The following is a 17500-nucleotide window of genomic DNA, read 5'->3' on the forward strand; positions in this document are numbered from 1 at the left end:
TCATCCGCCGCAGTGTGCAGACCGGAATCCCGGCGTGGACGGCAAGAGCCAGGGCCGAGCACCTCTCCCCCGGCGGGCCTGGCAAATATCGCACCCACCAGAACCCCGTGATCGGCGTCTTCGACGAGTTTGATGAATCCCTGGTTTCCGGACCTGTGGAGCCAGCCGCGGGCGGACGCTGCCAGGTCGGTGAGACCGACAGGCACGTCTGCTATTCGGTGATTTGGATTTCTCTCCAGAAGGCGACGTAGTTGCTGTAATCCCGGCCCACCCGCTCCAGAGACGCGGGATACGGGTCTGGGTAGCTAAAAGCGCGGTCCGGCAGCAGGTTCGCGCCGTCGCTGATACTGAAGTACTGGCACCTCCCTTTCCACCCGCAGGTGTACGGTGTTGCACTGGCAATAAGCAGTGCTGAGTCGACGCTTTTGGGCGGGAAGTACCAGTTTCCCTCTATCTTGATCAGCTCGTCCCGGGGTGCGTCCGCAAGCACGATGCCGTTAAGTACTGCCTTCATGAGGGCGACCCTTTCGTGGTGAAATCGTTGTCCCCACGATTCTAGGTGCGACCCTCGTCCGAGTTCTGCGATCCGGGACACATAAGAGATGATCCGTGCGTTAGCCGGTGGCCTCCGGAATCGGACGTCCGACGGCGGCACCTGGGACCAGCCGATGTCGTGCAGCATGATCGCAGGAAGCACAACGGCGGCAAGTTCCCATATGGCCCGAGCCGTGGAGCACGCGGTCGGTGTTCACGGCGGCGAGCTTGCAGACGTCCCGAGAGCGGAGGCGACATGGTGTTCGCCCGCGTGGGCCGCGGCTCGAGACAGGCCGGTCAGAGTATATAGTTCATCAGGAGCATCTATATCAGTAGGTTATCAATGATGATCAACTAAGTCTTGGGCCCGGTAAATGATGTGAAATTACTCTCAGTTAGACGCATTGCGCGTGATACAGCTAACAGGAGAGTTGTCGATCCCGATGAATACCCGAATCGCCCCACTGAAACATGAAGACGGCGAGCCTCTAATCGCCACGGAACATCCTTAGAGCGCCCCCAAAGAAGGGATCGCGCCCGTCGCAGATCGCAAGGTCACCATTGCGAGCCTCGGGATCTTGGCCATTTTCGTGCTCGCCAGCCTGATATTCCCGAAAGAGTCTTCCGCCGCAATCAACGAGGGCTTCGCCTTCTCCGCCAAGTGGGTCGGCTTCTACTGGCAAGCACTGTTGCTGGCAACCCTTCTGTGCTCCATTGCGCTGGCGTTGACCCCTTACGCGAAGGCCCGGCTTGGGGGACCCGTTTCCCCGGACTACGGTCGCTTCAAGTGGGTTGCCATGATTATGTGCACCCTCCTCGCCGGCGGCGGAGTCTTCTGGGCCGCCGCGGAGCCGATTTCACACTATATCTCCAGTCCGCCGTATTTCGGTGAGCCCAGTGGCGATCCGACCGACGCAGCAAATATCGCGCTGGGGCAGACTTTTGTGCACTGGGGCTTCCTGGCTTGGGCCATTTTGGGTTCGCTCGGTGCCATTGTCATGACCCACGCCGTATCCAAGGGCATGCCGTTGCGGCCGCGCACGCTGCTTTACCCGGTCATGGGGCGCAAGGTGCTCAAAAGCTGGATCGGCACCGTGGCGGACGTGGTGTGCATCATTGCCGTGGTGGCCGGTACTGTCGGTCCGATCGGTTTCCTGGGACTCCAGGTCTCGTACGGACTTTCGCGGCTGTTCGGGGTTCCCAACAACTACGGCACGCAGCTGATCGTCATCGCGGTGCTCACCGGCCTGGCTGCCCTCTCGGTCTCCTCCGGCCTGAGCAAAGGCATCCAGCTGATGAGCCGACTCAATGTCTGGCTGGCACTGGGCCTCATGGCCGCCGTGTTGGTACTGGGCTCGGCCGCCTACATCTTCAAGTCCTTCGTCGGCGGCTTCGGCGTGTACCTGCAGAACTTCGTGGGCACCTCGCTTTATCAGGCGGACCAGGGGTGGGTCTCGGGCTGGACGGTCTTCTTCTTCGCCTGGTTCCTGGGCTATGCACCGCTGATGGCCATCTTCGTGGCCACCATTTCCCGCGGCCGCACAGTCCGTGAACTCATCCTGTTTACGGCGGTCCTGCCACCGATCGTCACTTGCTTCTGGTTCACTGTCCTCGGTGGCACCGGCATTATGTTCGAGCAGCAGAATCCTGGTTCCATTTCCGGGCCGCTGGCCAGCGACGGCCTGCCGGCCGTGGTGATGACCATTGCCGAGCAGTTGCCCTTCTCTGGAATTATTGCGACGGCGTTCCTGGTCCTCACCATCATGTTTGTGGCCACCACGGCGGACTCCATGTCCTTCAGCATTGCCCAATCGTGCACCATTGAGGGCGAGCCATCGACGAAGCTGCGCGCCGCCTGGGCTGTGATCATGGGCGTGGCAGCCGCGGTGCTGATCTCCATAGGCGACGGCGGGATCAGCGCGCTGCAATCCTTCATCGTCATCACCGCAGTTCCCGTGGGCTTCATCATCCTGCCGTCCTTGTTCGCGGCCCCGGTGTTCGTCCAACGCATGGCACTGGAGGAGGGAGTCCTTGACCGGCAGCCACGTGGGGTGCGGCCCTAACTGCGAAACCCGATACGACCTTTCCTGAAGAGCCTGCGATGGGCCCTCGGCATCATGCCGGGGGCCCTTTCGCCGGCCGCCGTCCTGCCGTGTGGCGGTCTTACACACCACCGGCTTCCATGAACCGTTCCACAAGCGCCGAATCCTGTCGGCCCTCGGCGCAAATCAGCGATACGCGTGAATAGGCCGCCTCATCGGACAGGTTCAGATAGGCCACGCCGGGGATCTGCAGCGCACGCAGCGACTCCGGGACAATGGCGATTCCAGTGCGGGCCGCCACGAGGCCCAGGATGGTGGGGAACTGGATGGCTTCCTGGGCGACCCGGATGTGAAACCCGGCCTGGATGCACAGGGCGGAAATCAGGTCGTAAAGCCGCGAGACCTGATGGCGCGGGAAAACCACGAAATCCTGCCCTGCGAGGTCCTTCAATGGGACGCTGGTCCGCTCGGCCAGTGGATGGGATTGCGGCACCGCAACGATCAACGGCTCACGTCTCAGTGCGGTGACGTGAATTCCTTCGATGGGCTCGATTTCCCGAACGATTCCGACATCCAGTTGGCCCTCCAACACCGCCTGAATTTGCCGTTCGGTGGTGTTTTCCTGGAGCTGGAACTGCACCTGCGGCCACTGCTCATGCAAGCGGTTGACCATTCCCGGCAACAGGAAGAGGGCAGCGGAGCTGACAAATCCAACCCGGAGGAGCCCCGTGCTGCCACGGGTGGCCAATTCCACTTGGCTTTCTGCGCGCTCCGCTTCTGAGATGACCCGGCGGGCTGCCTCGAGGAGCACGCGGCCCGTATCGGTGATCTCCACCGATCGGGTAGTGCGGACGAAGAGCTTGGTTTTCAGGCTTCTTTCCAGGCGTTGGATCTGCTGGCTCAGCGCCGGTTGGGCGATGTGAAGGCGGGCGGCTGCCCGGTTGAAATGCATTTCTTCGGCGACTGCGATGAAGTAGCGAAGCTGTCTCAGTTCCATAAACACTAAGTGTCTCTACTTATGAATCAATAGGCAATAAATACTTCTCTATGATAAGCGGCCGACGTATCGTGGATCACAGAGTCGACACACCGCAGCACACCGCAGCTAGAAGGCAGGAACCCCACCGTGAACACCACAACCACCCAAACCCTAGAACTCAAGCAGCTCATCAACGGCCAGTGGGACAGCGCAACAGGAGCCGAAGCCCACAGCTTCAACCCCGCCGACCCCGAAGAATTGGTTGCCCGCTACGCCACAGCCACCCCGCAAACGCTGGACGCAGCCGTCGCATCTGGCCGTGCCGCGCTGGCCGGCTGGGACCGGGTGGGAATCCTGGGCCGCGGACGCGTGCTGCGGCGTGCTGCCCAGCTCCTGGAGGAGCGCGGCGAAGACATTGCTGTGCTGATGACTCGCGAACAGGGCAAGACGCTGGCCGACTCCCGCGGCGAAGTCGGTGCCACCGTGGAGACCCTGTACTACCAGGCCGGCTCGGCCCGCCGCGCCGACGGCGTCACCTACCCGTCGGGCAATGCCGATGAATTGGTCCGTACCATCCGCCGCCCGGTGGGCGTGGTCGGGGTCATCACCCCCTGGAATTTCCCGCTCCAGATTCCGGCCTGGAAGATCGCACCGGCGCTCCTGTGGGGCAACACAGTCGTCTGGAAGCCGGCCAGCGATACCCCCGCCGTCGCCCTGGCCTTCGCCGAGATCCTCGTTGAGGCCGGCGTTCCCGCCGGTGTCCTTAACCTGGTCCTGGGCCCGGGCTCCCTGGGTTCGCGCCTGGTCGAACACGAGGGCATCGCCGCGGTGACCTTTACGGGTTCCGTTCCGGTGGGCCACCAGATCCGCGAACGTGTGGTGCTCCGTGGTGCGAAGCTGCAGATGGAACTTGGCGGGCACAATGCCGCCATCGTTATGCCGGATGCTGATGTTGCCAGTGCGGCGGCCGCCATAGTCGCGGCAGCCATGAGCAGCACCGGCCAGAAGTGCACTGCCACCCGCCGGATTATCGCCGTCGGAGATGTCCACGACCGTCTGGTCGAGGCTCTGGTGCCGCTGGTTAAAGCGCTGGTCTCAGGCCCGGGAACCGAGGCAACATCCGACATGGGCCCGGTGGTCTCAGCCCGTGCCCGACGCGACATTGAAGACGCGCTGTCCCAGGCCCAGGCCGAAGGTGCAACGGTGTTGGCCCAAGGTTCGAAGTCGGACGCTCCGGGGCACTACGTCCTGCCCACGCTGCTCGCCGGAACCGACGCCTTGACCATTACCCACGAAGAAGTGTTCGGCCCGATCGTGACGCTGATGCGCGTTGAGGACCTCGACGAGGCCATCACCTTGGCCAATGCCACCGAGTTCGGCTTGACCGCATCGGTCTTCACCAGCGACGAGCACGCAATCCGCCGCTGCCTCAACGAGGTGGTTGCCGGATTGATCAAGGTCAACGCACCGTCCACCGGTTCCGAGGTCCATGCGCCGTTTGGCGGTCTTCGCGATTCCTCCTTCCCGGCCCCGCGCGAACAAAACAGCGATGTTGCTGCGGACTTCTTCACCGAAACCAAGACAGCCTACGTACGCGTCGCACCGCAGGGACGTGCCTCGTGAGCACGCCTGCACTGACCAAAGGCATTGAGATGACCACGGAATCTGTGTTGCGTCCCTCAAACACCGTGATGGATCCGGTGGACATGGGCGGTGCCCGGGCCTCCCGGCACAGCTTCATTCGTTCGATGATCCGCCGCGCTGTGCGTGCCGGCTGGCAGATCGAACGCACCTACTTTGATGTCGACGCCCAAGGCCGCGGCGACGCAATCTATGAGGTCCGTGCGGAATCCCACCTGTGGAGCTTTGTGGCATTCTCGCAACGACTGAGCGAGTCAGAGCGTACCGACCGGGTGATCGCGAAGGCGTGGGACATCACCGCTGCTCTGGTTGAAGGAAGCGTGGATGCGGATCGCCTGGCCCGGATGCGGGCCCAGGTGCCGCTGCAGGAAGCCGGCCGCGCCGAGCAAGGATCCCTGATCTGGACCCGCGCCAACCGCAGCGAACGATTTTTCGAATACGTCGCGGACCGCTTGGCCGACGGAGAGCAGCCCGAGAGCGAAAAGTTTGGCGGCTCTCCCTACATCATTCGCAGCACGGCGTTCTACAGCAACGGAAAATGCGGACTGGCCGACTACGAAGGTTTCGAGGACGGCCACCCTTTGGCGGTTCCCTACCGGGCACACATGGTCACCGCCTGGCTCATGCGTGAATTCAGCTACGACTTGGTGGAGGCCTGCGCCGCAGCCCGCAACCCCCGGGCCGCAAGGCTCAGCGGGCCCTGGCGCCGCTACCTGGGCATGGGCAACGCCACCGGATTGGGCATGGTGCCCTACGCCATCAACCACCCCGAGGTCATCAACGCCTGGGCGCTGCTGCGGGAGATCCCTTTGGCTTCGGTCATCGCCCGCACCGTTGCACCCACAGAGGCAACAGTGCAGCGCGTCATGGATCTACTGAGCGAGTCAATCGACTATTTGGCCGAGCAGGCAGACATTCAGAGCGCGCCCTTCGCGGCAGGCCCCGAGTTGGCTGTACAGCTCGAAGAACTACTGGGTGAGCTGCGGTCGTGGGCGACCACAGGGCGCTTCACAGGGAAAGAAACCAGCCACATCTGGAAAGAACTGCATGATGCGGCGGCCCTGCGTGGACCGGGTTGCCGGGGCATGGTGGCCTCCGTGCTCACCGAACTCAGCGACGATCTGGATGAGAAAGTCGAAGCGCTGCTCCGCTGCGATGAGTCCCGCCGCATCGCCCCGGGTGACACCTGCGCCCGTCTGGCCCGGGGAATCGATGACGAATACTCCTGGACCGGGGCGTTCGACTTCTCCACTCCGACGGCGCAGCAGCACTTCTGGTTCTCCTCGGTGGACAACGAGGAGCCCCGGCGCGCCCGGCTGGGAGCGGACCCGGGAGAAAATGTTCAACACCCCGTGGATATTGCCCGGGCCGTGGCGAAACTACGCGCGGACTTGGCCGGTACTGATGAAGAGATGAGCGTGGGCGAGTTCCTGCTGTCCCATCCCTGGCATCGTGCGACCGTGGCCCGTGTGCAGAACGTCGGCAAGCTGACCTATGGCGAGGTGCGGGACAACCTGTTGGATGCGGAATTCCTGCCGCTGAATCTCCAGCGATTCCAGCTCGCGGTCTACGGCATGGAGAATTACACCCCGCAGTCCACCGACTGGCTGCGCGTGACCCTGATGGCCGGGGCGCCGCGCATCGCGGACCTGGCGTCCGGGGATGCCGATGATTCGTGGATGTTCACCCTTCGGCCCCGGGAGGCGGCAGATCATGTCTAACTTCCAGGGTCCGGCCACTGTCGTCGACGGGCCACAAATTGAGACGGTCCAGAGCCATTCGGCGTTGGACCCGGGGAACCGACAGGACGCCGCTGGCCTTCATGCCGCGGCCACCATCGTCGACGGCCTGCAAATCAACAATTGGGACCGAGGCGTCCTGGAGGAACTGCGCGCCGGCGGCATCAGCGGAGTCAACGCCACCTGCGCGGTCTGGGAGGGCCCGGCCGATACCCTCAAGGCCATCGGGGACTGGTATCAGCTCGCTGTACAGAATCCCGACCTGATGGTGCTGGCCCAGAATAGCCAGGATATTCGCCAGGCCAAACTGGATGAGCGCGTCGCGGTGCTGCTGGGATTCCAGAACACGAGCTCCTTCGGGGATGACTTCCGCCTGGTGGAGGTCTTCCACAAGCTGGGAGTGAAGATCGCCCAACTGACCTACAACATCCAAAACCTGGTCGGCGGAGCCTGCTATGAGCCCGAGGATTCCGGCCTGACTCGGTTCGGTCGGACCATCGTGTCGGAAATGAACCGCGTGGGCATGCTCATCGACCTCTCACATGTGGGCAACCGGACCTCCCTGGATGCGGTCGAGGCTTCGATTGCCCCGGTGGCCATCACCCACTCGAACCCCACCTGGTTTGTGGAGAATCCGCGCAACAAGCCCGACGAAGTCATCCGTGCGGTCACCGACAAGGGCGGAATGCTGGGCTGCTGCCTTTACCCGCTTGTCATTGGCGGGAAGAAAACGACCCTGGACCAGTTCTGCCAGATGATCGCTCGCCTCGTTGATGAGCTGGGACCCGAGCGGGTTGGTTTGGGCAGTGACTGCACGCGCAACTGGGACGAGAACTATGTTGGCTGGTTGCGCAATGGCCGCTGGCAGCCCCCGGGGGACAACAAGCCCCTTTGGCCCGAATGGCCCGAGTGGTTTGTCGGACCCGAGGATTTTCCCCGATTGACCGATGGGCTGGTCAAGGTGGGACTCGACGAAAAAACTATTCGCGGCGTGCTTGGTGAGAACTGGCTGCGCCTCTTCGACGATGTTTTCCCCGGAAGGAAGATCTGATGACCGTTATGACCGAGAAAGTAGCAACGATGGAAACCAGCGGTTCGGCGCCCGTGGTGCGTCTGGCTATGCGGGAAGTGCGTGAGGCCGCATACCGCGCGCTCATGGCCCGCGGAGCAAGCAATGCCGAGGCACAGGCAGCAGCCCGGCAGGTCCTTTTCGCCGAGGTGCACCATGGCACCGGATTGGCGACCCTGGCCTCGTGGCTGCGGGAGGCATCGTGGGCGTTGGATGCATTGACGTACATCCGCTCGACGACTCCCGCCGGGCAGAGCTTCGCGGTGGACTCCGGTTCGCGCTGCGATGCGCTGGTGCACGGGGTATTGCTGGTTGATGTGGCCAGCACCGGAGTCGGCAGCGAGGTGTTGTGCAACGGCGTCGAACACGATTCGCATCTGCTTGACGAGGCTCTGCTGAATGCCGCCGCGAGCTCAGGCTTCACGGTGGTGCACCGCAGCGCCGGCGATGCGAACCGCACCACGTTCGCCACGCCTGCCGGAGACCTGGGCACTGGTTTCAGCGCGGCGGGCCAAGCCGCACCGCATGATGCCCCTGCGGCGGGACACGGTTCGCGCTTCTATACGGCCGATACCGCCCCTGAGGGGACCTTTGTCGTATCAACAACGGCCGAACGGGACCTGAAGCGAGCCGAGACCGCCCATGCCGGAATACTCGTGAACGCCGAAACCTGGGCCGAAATCCGCACCGTGGCGGCCGGCTACCTGGTGGCTGACGCATGAGCGGGATCCAGCGTCGTTGGCACGAAGACGGAAAACCGCGCCCCTACACGGCATCGGCAACGTTTGGAGGAGTCGTCTGGGCCTGTGGGCAGGTTCCGACCATGGCCGACGGATCCACTCCCAAGTCCCTGCGTGACCAAGTGAATGTAGTGTTCGACAACTTGGAAAGGGTCCTCGCTGATGCCGGGGCCAATCTATCCAGCATCCTGAAGATCACAGTCTTCCTTGCGGATTTGGACGAATTTGATGAATACAACGCAGCTTATCTGGAGCGTTTCGGCGATTGCGTGCTCCCGCCACGCACCACCGTGGAGGTTTCGCGGTTCCGTGGGGAAAAGCGCATTGAAATGGACGCAGTCGCAGCAGCTATTTAACTCACTATTCCGGAACGGTGTCCTTTGAAGCCAAAAGGTGCCACAGCCCGCCGTCGTGATCGACCGGTGGCCGCCAGTGGGACGGCCACCGGCGTCCAGGCATGCGGGACGAAGATCAGTTCGGTCTTGTGACCGCATCGGGAGGACTTGGTCAAATCGCCAGTCCAGCAATCCTCGTTGCCCTGTAACGCGCTGATAACGCTGCGGTAGCAGAATTGAGTCAGCAAACACTGTAGAAAGTAAGCTCAGGAGCCTTCGTCAGTAGGAGAACCGCGGACGTCATGCTCAGGACAACAGCCGCGTCTGGGCCGTCCGGTGCACCGCGCGGCTCCGTCGCTTCAGGCGGGACGTCGCTCTCGCTTCTGGCCCTGGGGGCTATCAACAACGGAGGCTGGACGGCCAACGTGGCAGGACCCCTATCCCAAGGATGGAGTGGCCGGGATCGTGCTGGGGTAGCTGCTATTTCAGAATCGCTGCTGAATTTCGTGGCCCCGGCGATTTCCGCTTCCACTTGACCAATGGAGTCGCGATGACATACGTCGGCCACATCCTCCTCGATGTGCCCGCGAAGAATCCATCCCTCGGATTCACTCAGATTGCGCAGGCACTGTCCCAGATCGTTCAAACCAGTGAGCCTCGTTTCGCCGTTGGCATCTTCGGCGGCTGGGGTTCTGGTAAGAGCACGCTTATGGATGAGATCGAACAGCTCATTGCCCAAGATGAGACTGCGATCATCGTCCGATTTAACGCATGGCGATATGAACGCGAATCGCATCTCATCGTTCCGCTCCTCGACACGATAAGGTCATCTCTCGCTGAATGGGCAACCCAGGTGGAGCACGCAGCGCAGCAAACCAAAATGAGAGAAATTACGCGGCAGATCGGGCAGGTTGTGAGGGCCCTCGTTCGCTCGACAAGAATTGAAATTGGCGTTCCCAGTGGACCCACGTTGTCCCTTGATCCGGGAAAAGCCCTAGACGAGTTCGTGGCTCATCCTGACGATATTGGCGCCACCGCACAGTCCCTCTACTTTGGAGCCTTTCAACAGCTGACGTCGGCTTTTTCTGACGTGCGGGAAGCTGGGCTGTCGCGGATTGTCGTGTTTGTCGATGACCTCGACCGCTGCCTCCCGCAGCAATCACTAACTGTCTTGGAGTCGATGAAGCTATTCTTCGACATGCCAGGCTTCATCTTTGTCGTAGGGCTTGATGAACGCGTGGTCGAATCGGCGGTCAGGACGAAGTTCGCAGGGCAACCTGGAGGACTGAACATTGATCGACAGCTGGAGCGGGACTATCTGAAGAAAATGTTCCAAGTCCCATACACACTTCCCCCGTTGATGGCTGGCCAGCTGGACGACCTTCTGCAATGGCTCATCGTTCACGGCAAGCTGGCTCCTGAGCAACAGATCGACCTCAACGTACGGGTACGCAAATATCTGAGGTATGTAGCCACAGAAGGCCGAATAAATCCCCGAGAAGTCAAGCGCTACATCAATGCCTACACGCTCAACCGAATGGTCCGCCCGGATCTGGAGCCCGACACAATGCTCGCACTTCAGACAATTGACTTCCGCGGCGACTGGGAGCAGATCTATGAAGAGGTGGTACTGGCTGAACCTGACGTATTCGTCGACACGCTGAAGAGGTTCCGATCAGGTGAGGATACCGCTTTCGAAGACATTTGGCGCGACGTCGGAGTATTACCCCATGAATTCTCTAGTTTCCTTCGGTCCAGCGAGGCGCAGACTCTATCGGATACACCCGATTTAGGACGCTACCTGTCGTTGATGGAAACAACCAGGAGTACTGCGCCATGGATTACTGATGCAATGCGCGACGTCGGATTACTAAGGGCGCATGTCAGAGACCTCGACTCTGGCCTGATATTCGGCTCTGCAAGCGCCCGCGATACCGCTGTGCAGGTGAAGGACACTCTTGGGCGGCTGTCGAGCTACACAATGACGCCGGACCGCCGCAGCCGGCCTCTGGACAGGTTGTATGAACTGATCAACATTCTTGCCCCTTCCGGCAGCTCCGATAGTCCACCCCAAGGGACAACATCCCAACAAATCGAAGATTGGCGCAAAGCGGCGGGCGCGGCGATCGACGCCATGCAAACGGAACTCCGCGACATTAGGCAGGCATCGGCTTTTAGCCGCTGACCAACCCCCGGGGTTTTGAACCCGCCACCCACTCAAACCCGCCAGCTACTTTGAGAGGATGAGCTTCCGTGGGGTGACGGTGAGGCGGATGCCTGCGTGGACTCCAAGCAGGGCTTTAGCGAATTCTGGGACGTCGATGCGTCCTTGCCAGCGTTCGGGTGTGCTGTCGGTGTCCTTCAGCTGATCATCGTGGCCGGGGTTCCAGTCACGGAGAGCGGTAGGAATGGTACTGTTCCACGCGGCCCATGCTTTGGGCAGCGGCCGGCCTGCCGATGGCGCTTCGATGTCAACTAACAGGGTGTCCTGCCAGTCCTCGGTCTGTTCCATATGGTCGTCAAAGAAGAAATGTCCTTCCTTTTCGGTGATGGACATCAGCCGAAGTTTGAGCGCATGACGCAACCGGGGCACTTCCCTGCCTCCCACTCGCGGACGGGGTGCTTTCGACGAAAGGAAGGTCGTCAGCAGCGGCACGGGTGAGTCTATGGGGTCCCCTTCTTTCCAGTGCTCGATCTGGACGGGACAGAAGTGGGCGGCGCTTTGCTCATGGACCAGGACGGGTAGACCCCTTATGGCCAGTCCGACGTCGAGCTGGAACTCAACCTCGGGTGGGGCGGCCCTGCCGACAGTAAAGCCCACGAGCTCCACCTGGATTTTGAGGTCCCCGAAGAGGAACCGCTGAAGGTTCTGGTAGCCCTCCTCTGAATTAACGATGCCGTAGCGTCCGCTGTGGCTGCGATGCACCACGGCCAGCGGTGCCCCGCGAACCGCGGCGTTGTCGATCTGGACGAGGCCGTCGCTGCGGGCTCCTACCGCCTTAGAGGACAGACCGAACGCCACGTCGTAGTCCTCTGGATTCGAACCGACCAAGCAGAACAGTTCGTCCACCGGAAACCCGTCATCTGGGAGTTCTGTCGGTTTGAAGTCGTCGCGCGTCCGCGCCCGTCTCAATGCTGCCGGCGTGAGGTAGTCATACATCCGGTCGGGGCCGAAGACGTCTGTCCCCTGGATTCCTGTGGCGTCGCGGATGCGCTCAAAAATCCCGAAACCTATTGCGAAGCGGATTCCCCCATGCGGCGTGGCGTACGTGAACACCCTTGCCACATACCTGTTCCCGGCGGCTGGGTCGATCTCCCCGCCTACGTCGGCGAGGGCTTCCGGGATGACCCGCTGCAGGAGTGAGCGACAGATCAGCCCACCCATGGAGTGCGCAACGAGAAAGACCCTTGGCGCACCCGTCTTCTCCAACACCAGCTTGATCAGGTTGAACAGGCTGCGGGCGGCGTTCTCGAATGAAAAACTCTCCGGCTCTTCCGAAAACGAATCTGCAGATCCATCATAAAAACGATGGATCCACACGGACGCCGAATTTACAGTGCCGGCTTCCACGCTGTTCAGGAAAGTCCACTGATCCCCGTGAACGGGTACCTCATATTTGTGGTCCGTTACCAGCCGCAGCATCGGGGATTCAAACTGGTGGAATTTCGCCCTTCCGTTGCTGTCAGCACGGACATGTACCGATCCCTGGCTGAAGCCATAAAAGGGATCGTCCACGGCGCTGTTTATAGCCGATCCGCTGCCTGCGAAGCCCCGGACATAAATCACTGGGAGCCTGCCGTCGTCGCCCGGGTAGCCCATCTTGTATTCCTTTTCCAAAAACGGATGCACCTGCCAGGAAGCACTGAGGTGCACGGTTATGTGGTGAGTTGATCATGGAGGCGTTACGGCGGCGTTACCGGCAGACCGTGGAGGCAGCGTTAATGAACCGTGAACCCTGGCACAAGACGTGTCTCCAGCTCACGGTCGTAACGCAGCAATAACGAGGTCACGCTGTACTGGGTTCAAATGTGAAACAGCCTGCTGGGAGTCAGTTATGAGGCAGACACTGCACAGCGTGGTGGCAAATTGACACGAGCGGCTCAGCTGAATCTTGAGCCATTATTTCGCAAAGGTAGGCCAACTCCTGATAGTTCTGCAGCAGGTTCGTAACAGCCAGAAGAAGTGGACTACTTTGAACAGGTCAGGCATCTCGCAGGCTGGTAGGGATTGGTTTGGGTGCCTGAAAATCCGGACGCTCCAAATGGATGAGGTTAAAGACGGGGAGTGGATGGCTATCATGATCAAATCATCAGCAAATGGCTTGAGTCCGGTCACACTATGAGTTTCCGGGCGAGAATAACTTACAGACAAACTCCGGGTATTGCCCAAAGCGCGGTGTCCACCGCTGACCCCGACGAGGTCCTACGAGTGGTGCAAGGCTGGCTCGCCGGTCAGCCAGGAAAAGCTGGCCGGTAGGCGCTCCTCCCTTGCCCGGGCTTGGCGGTCAAGGGCGCCAGCTAGGAGACTTTTGACGGAATCGGAAGGCAGGAGACCCATGTCCTCCTCAAGTTTCCCCCGGTACCGTTCGTAGGCGCTAAGCGCCGCGGCGGGATTGCCCTGCCGCATCTCCGCAGCGATGAGAAGCCCCACCGCTTTCTCATATAGCGGCTCAAGCTCCAACGCGGCTTCTGCCGCTGCCCCTGCCACCTCAGAATTACCCCGGGCGAGTGACAGACGCGAAATTGCCGTGAAAGCGCGAAGCCGATCTTGCCGCAGCCTGCTCTGTTCAAAAATCACCCAGTCCTCATACCAGCCCGGAAGCACCTCCGCATCACGCAACTCATGCAACGAGGAGGCAACGTCGTCGTCAAACCCGGCCTGGCCCAGGGCACGGATCCGGGCGCGTATCCGATGCAGGTCCACCTCAACGTGATCGGTCAGGGACAGCATCGCGCCCGCATTGACCATCAAATCGGGCACCTGACGTGAAATTAGGTGAACAGTCACACGCAGACTCTCCAGCGCCCGGGCATCAGGATACTCCGGCCACAACTGGCCAACGAGATAACTGCGGAGGCTCGGACCCCGGATGGCCAGCGCCGCGATAAGGCGCTGCTGACGTGTTGCAACATGAAGGACCACCGCGCCCCGGCGAAGCCGCCACGACCCAAGTAGATCCAATTTCAATTCTCCATAGCCGTCGTCGCCCATGGAACCCTGATTCCGGTTCGGTCTGAAGTGTTTAGAGCAGGTAAAACGAGGATCCCCAAAACGCTGGATAATGTCAATATGCTTGGCTTCCAATTTTTATTGTCGAGAGCTGACTATCCGAAAAAACCATCGTCAAGCCAGTCAACGGAAATGGATGTTGTCCCGCGGTCGCCAAAGGTGTCTAACGGCCGGGAATCCGTTTGGATATATACATCCAATGCCGGCGACGCCTAATCCGCTCACGCAAATAGGTTCGTGAACGCCGGCCGATGCGTTAGCGGACTATTACCGCACCCCCTTGAAAGTCCGACGGCGGATCAGCAGTCCCCCGCGACGGGGCGCCTGAGCCTGCCACTTCGGGAAAGCAGTAACGCCCGGGTAACACGCGATGCTCAAGACTGAGGACGGAGCGGCACTTCGCTGACCGTTCAGACCGGCCTCACATCAATGTTGCTGACCCATCAGGTGAAGGAGAGCCAAAGATGCATGAGATCAACCAACTGAACCTCTCGGAGCCGCGCAGCCGTGAATTGTGCGGGACGATGGAAGTTCACCGCCGGCTGCTGAACGTGAGCGTCACTTACCAGGAACGCCGGGCACTGATTGATAACCGTGCCCTGGCATACGAAGACCAGACACGCGGTGTCGCCCGAAGCGGCGTCCTTGTCATTCCCGCCGTCGTCCACGTGGTGCACAATCCCGCTGTTCCTGCCCAGAACGTGAGTATGGAGCAGATTCAGCGCCAGGTCGAGGTGCTGAACGAGGATTTCCGGGCCAACAACTCCGATGCGTCCGGCGTGCCGCCGGTTTGGGCGGACCGACTGGCCGACTGCAATATTGAGTTCCGGCTCGCATCCCGAGATCCGGGCGGAAATCCGACCGATGGCATTACGCGGACCGCCTCGACGGTGCCGTTTTTCACCACTGAGCTGGACGACGTCAAGTCCAGGGCCACCGGCGGCGCAGACCCCTGGCCCAGTGACGAGTACCTCAACGTGTGGGTGTGCAACGACCTCCGGGACGGGATTGGCCGGGTCATTCTCGGCTACGCTCAATTCCCCGGGGGCCCGCCCACTACCGACGGTGTTGTCATCGCGAATTTCTGCTTCGGCAAGGGTGGAACGGCCCAAACTCCCTTCGACCTCGGCCGGACCGCTACCCACGAGATCGGTCACTGGTTGGACCTGCGGCACATCTGGGGCGACGACCGCGGCTCCTGCAGTGGCAGCGACATGGTGGAGGACACGCCCAACCAGGCCGACGCCACCTTCAATAGTCCGACGTTCCCGCAAATCAGCTGCAGCAACGGACCCAACGGCAACATGTTCATGAACTACATGGACTATACCGACGACGTTGCCATGTTCATGTTCACCAAGGGCCAGTCGAGGCGGATGGACGCATGCCTGGAGGGTGCCCGGGCTTCCTTCCTGGCCGCGGCTGCTTCGCCTACGTCCCACGGGGACGGGGAGTTGCTCCGTCTCCGGCACGAAGTCGAACGGCTCCGCCAAGACAACCACAACGCGATGTTGATGCTGAATGGCATCCGGGACGCGCTCAACAGTGACAGCGTCAACACTACGGGTGGATGATGGGTTGATGATGACTCCAGCCGGGCGGTGAGAGCCATGACCGGTCCCTCAGCTGAAATCACCGGTATCTGGCTGCACTGTCACGAGGAAGACACTCCCTCATCGATGGTCTTCCGCCCCCGAGACTACCCCTTACGCCCGGCTCGTTGGCGGGACGCACTTGAGTTGCGGGCGGACGGCACCTGCATCTGGCATGGAAGCAGCCCTGACGACCGCGGACAGTCCACCCCTGGCCGCTGGGAGGATATCGGAAACGGCCAGGCACAAATTACGATTGCCACGGCTGCGGGCGGTTCCTTCCCCCGCCGGATCCAGTCGTGGGCACCGGACAAGCTGATGGTTGAGAAGTACAACGACGCACCGGCCGCCGGAAACTGAGATGTTGTCCGATCCGTACTGCACAGTGCAGTAACGGCTCCGTAACGCCTCCAGGATCATAATGCGGCCGGAGGCGGATACGATTCAACGCCCTTAAAGATGCGAAGACTCAACCAGGAAGCGGATGGTGCATGATGGCTGGACCACAGGATGGACGCACAGCGGTAGCCAAAGATAGCGCAGCTGACCGCCTCAGCGAGGGCCTCGATCCTAGCACTAACAGGCTGGGCGAGACACTCGAAGCGCTTCCGGACGGGGTGGTGGCTGCCCTTGAAGTCCGGGATGCCTGGCGTCGGGAATTGGCAGAGAACATCGAAGCTCTTGAGTTCATAGTTGCAGATCTGCAGAGGTGGCCGGTGGGATCGGTGGTGCGGGTCGCGTTCCTCGATGGAGACTCCGCACTCCACGCCGATGTGGCAACAGCGACAGAACAAATTTCCGCCGCCATGAATCTCACACTAGATTTCGGGTTCGACGACGGAACGTACAGACGATGGACGCTGAGCGATACCCAGCTGAAGGCTGAGATCAGAGTGAGCTTCGACACGAACGGCTACTGGTCGCTGGTGGGCACCGACAGCACTGACACCACGATAGACCCGTCCGGTGGGCCGATCGGCGGCATGGCGAATCAGCGAAGCCTGAACCTGGGCGGCTATAAGGTGTCCAAGCCCCAGGGTTGGGAGGGAACCGTCCGGCACGAGTTCATGCACGCTCTGGCGTTCAAGCACGAACACCAGAACTTCCGCGGCCCCTGCGAGGCGGACTTCCGCTGGGAAAACGACCCCGGATACGTACCGACGACCGACCCAAGGGGCGTGTTCGTCCCCGATGTTGCAGGAAAAAGGCCAGGTATCTACACCTACCTCGCCGGACCGCCCAACAGGTGGTCGAAGGCCAAGGTGGACCACAACCTTCGCACAACGAATGACCCAAATTCGGTGATGGGCGAATTCGATTCCTCTTCGGTGATGCTCTATCGCTTCGCTCCGTTCTTCTACAAGTCGAGTCCCAGCGCTTGCGCTCCCGCAGGCCCCGGCAATGATCTGTCGACGGGCGACAAACGGGGGCTTCATTTGCTCTACCCGGAGGCCGCCGAAGAGGTAGCCAAGATGGCTGAGCAGTCGCTTCGTGGACTGGAGATCGTCAATTCGGAAAGCCAGCGTAACTCCACCTCCGTGTTCAACGATCGGCTCGTAGAACTCCTTACAGCCCACTCGGCAGTCGCCGACTGAGCAG

14 protein-coding genes are annotated in these 17500 nt (G+C 61.1%); 10 read left to right on the plus strand and 4 right to left on the minus strand.

The features are described from left to right. Positions 1-211: 211 nt before the first annotated feature. Positions 212-514: a DUF427 domain-containing protein gene (locus tag ACQCS0_RS12045; protein WP_354154837.1), complete on the minus strand. Its 303-nt coding sequence runs from the start codon at positions 512-514 to the stop codon at positions 212-214. Between the two features lie 550 nt (positions 515-1064). On the opposite strand from ACQCS0_RS12045, the gene ACQCS0_RS12050 reads away from it, so the two are divergent. Further along, a complete protein-coding gene (locus ACQCS0_RS12050) occupies positions 1065-2597 on the plus strand; it encodes a BCCT family transporter (RefSeq protein WP_426939558.1) in 1533 nt (510 codons plus the stop codon). A gap of 100 nt (positions 2598-2697) precedes the next feature. Here the strand turns inward: ACQCS0_RS12050 and ACQCS0_RS12055 are convergent, their stop codons facing one another. Next, a complete protein-coding gene (locus ACQCS0_RS12055) occupies positions 2698-3573 on the minus strand; it encodes a LysR family transcriptional regulator (protein WP_354154838.1) in 876 nt (291 codons plus the stop codon). Between the two features lie 129 nt (positions 3574-3702). Here ACQCS0_RS12055 and ACQCS0_RS12060 point away from each other — a divergent pair, with 129 nt between their 5' ends. The 6 genes from ACQCS0_RS12060 to ACQCS0_RS12085 all read left to right on the plus strand — a co-directional run bounded on the left by ACQCS0_RS12060 (position 3703) and on the right by ACQCS0_RS12085 (position 11264). Continuing rightward, positions 3703-5178 carry an aldehyde dehydrogenase family protein gene (locus tag ACQCS0_RS12060; protein WP_354154839.1) on the plus strand — a complete coding sequence of 492 codons (1476 nt, stop codon included), beginning with the start codon at positions 3703-3705 and terminating at the stop codon, positions 5176-5178. Further along, positions 5175-6917 carry a hypothetical protein gene (locus ACQCS0_RS12065; RefSeq protein ID WP_354223956.1) on the plus strand — a complete coding sequence of 581 codons (1743 nt, stop codon included), beginning with the start codon at positions 5175-5177 and terminating at the stop codon, positions 6915-6917. The genes ACQCS0_RS12060 and ACQCS0_RS12065 overlap by 4 nt, the downstream gene beginning before the upstream one ends. Further along, positions 6910-7986 carry a membrane dipeptidase gene (locus ACQCS0_RS12070; protein WP_354154841.1) on the plus strand — a complete coding sequence of 359 codons (1077 nt, stop codon included), beginning with the start codon at positions 6910-6912 and terminating at the stop codon, positions 7984-7986. The genes ACQCS0_RS12065 and ACQCS0_RS12070 overlap by 8 nt, the downstream gene beginning before the upstream one ends. Beyond that, entirely contained in the window at positions 7986-8726 is a 741-nt protein-coding gene (locus ACQCS0_RS12075) for a hypothetical protein (protein ID WP_354154842.1), read from the plus strand. The genes ACQCS0_RS12070 and ACQCS0_RS12075 overlap by 1 nt, the downstream gene beginning before the upstream one ends. Further along, a complete protein-coding gene (locus tag ACQCS0_RS12080) occupies positions 8723-9100 on the plus strand; it encodes a RidA family protein (RefSeq protein WP_354154843.1) in 378 nt (125 codons plus the stop codon). The genes ACQCS0_RS12075 and ACQCS0_RS12080 overlap by 4 nt, the downstream gene beginning before the upstream one ends. Positions 9101-9629: 529 nt before the next feature. After that, a complete protein-coding gene (locus ACQCS0_RS12085; RefSeq protein ID WP_426938423.1) occupies positions 9630-11264 on the plus strand; it encodes a KAP family P-loop NTPase fold protein in 1635 nt (544 codons plus the stop codon). A 45-nt stretch (positions 11265-11309) separates the two neighbouring features. On the opposite strand, the gene ACQCS0_RS12090 is transcribed toward ACQCS0_RS12085, so the two are convergent. After that, complete coding sequence (locus ACQCS0_RS12090; RefSeq protein WP_354154845.1) at positions 11310-12899, minus strand: hypothetical protein; 1590 nt, start codon at positions 12897-12899, stop codon at positions 11310-11312. 603 nt (positions 12900-13502) lie between these two features. After that, positions 13503-14384, minus strand: coding sequence for an AfsR/SARP family transcriptional regulator (locus tag ACQCS0_RS12095; RefSeq protein ID WP_426938425.1), 882 nt, complete (start codon positions 14382-14384; stop codon positions 13503-13505). A gap of 389 nt (positions 14385-14773) precedes the next feature. Here ACQCS0_RS12095 and ACQCS0_RS12100 point away from each other — a divergent pair, with 389 nt between their 5' ends. The 3 genes from ACQCS0_RS12100 (at position 14774) to ACQCS0_RS12110 (ending at position 17496) form a co-directional block, all read left to right on the plus strand. Next, on the plus strand, positions 14774-15883 hold the full coding sequence (locus tag ACQCS0_RS12100) for a zinc metalloprotease (protein WP_426938426.1): 1110 nt from the start codon (positions 14774-14776) through the stop codon (positions 15881-15883). Positions 15884-15919: 36 nt separating this feature from the next. Beyond that, positions 15920-16261 (plus strand): hypothetical protein, encoded by a 342-nt coding sequence (locus ACQCS0_RS12105; protein ID WP_426938427.1) that lies wholly within the window; start codon positions 15920-15922, stop codon positions 16259-16261. Positions 16262-16392: 131 nt separating this feature from the next. After that, positions 16393-17496 carry a hypothetical protein gene (locus tag ACQCS0_RS12110; protein WP_426939783.1) on the plus strand — a complete coding sequence of 368 codons (1104 nt, stop codon included), beginning with the start codon at positions 16393-16395 and terminating at the stop codon, positions 17494-17496. The last annotated feature ends 4 nt before the right edge of the window (positions 17497-17500 follow it).

Source organism: Pseudarthrobacter sp. S6, from assembly GCF_050156575.1.
Taxonomy (GTDB): Bacteria; Actinomycetota; Actinomycetes; order Actinomycetales; family Micrococcaceae; genus Arthrobacter.

What these genes read in the sequence shown, in the direction of transcription:
- ACQCS0_RS12110 (WP_426939783.1), top strand. Translation starts at nt 16,393, where the DNA reads ATGATGGCTGGACCACAGGATGGACGCACAGCGGTAGCCAAAGATAGC.
- ACQCS0_RS12045 (WP_354154837.1), bottom strand. Translation starts at nt 514, where the DNA reads ATGAAGGCAGTACTTAACGGCATCGTGCTTGCGGACGCACCCCGGGAC.
- ACQCS0_RS12085 (WP_426938423.1), top strand. Translation starts at nt 9,630, where the DNA reads ATGACATACGTCGGCCACATCCTCCTCGATGTGCCCGCGAAGAATCCA.
- ACQCS0_RS12090 (WP_354154845.1), bottom strand. Translation starts at nt 12,899, where the DNA reads ATGGGCTACCCGGGCGACGACGGCAGGCTCCCAGTGATTTATGTCCGG.
- ACQCS0_RS12080 (WP_354154843.1), top strand. Translation starts at nt 8,723, where the DNA reads ATGAGCGGGATCCAGCGTCGTTGGCACGAAGACGGAAAACCGCGCCCC.
- ACQCS0_RS12105 (WP_426938427.1), top strand. Translation starts at nt 15,920, where the DNA reads ATGACCGGTCCCTCAGCTGAAATCACCGGTATCTGGCTGCACTGTCAC.
- ACQCS0_RS12055 (WP_354154838.1), bottom strand. Translation starts at nt 3,573, where the DNA reads ATGGAACTGAGACAGCTTCGCTACTTCATCGCAGTCGCCGAAGAAATG.
- ACQCS0_RS12100 (WP_426938426.1), top strand. Translation starts at nt 14,774, where the DNA reads ATGCATGAGATCAACCAACTGAACCTCTCGGAGCCGCGCAGCCGTGAA.
- ACQCS0_RS12075 (WP_354154842.1), top strand. Translation starts at nt 7,986, where the DNA reads ATGACCGTTATGACCGAGAAAGTAGCAACGATGGAAACCAGCGGTTCG.
- ACQCS0_RS12070 (WP_354154841.1), top strand. Translation starts at nt 6,910, where the DNA reads ATGTCTAACTTCCAGGGTCCGGCCACTGTCGTCGACGGGCCACAAATT.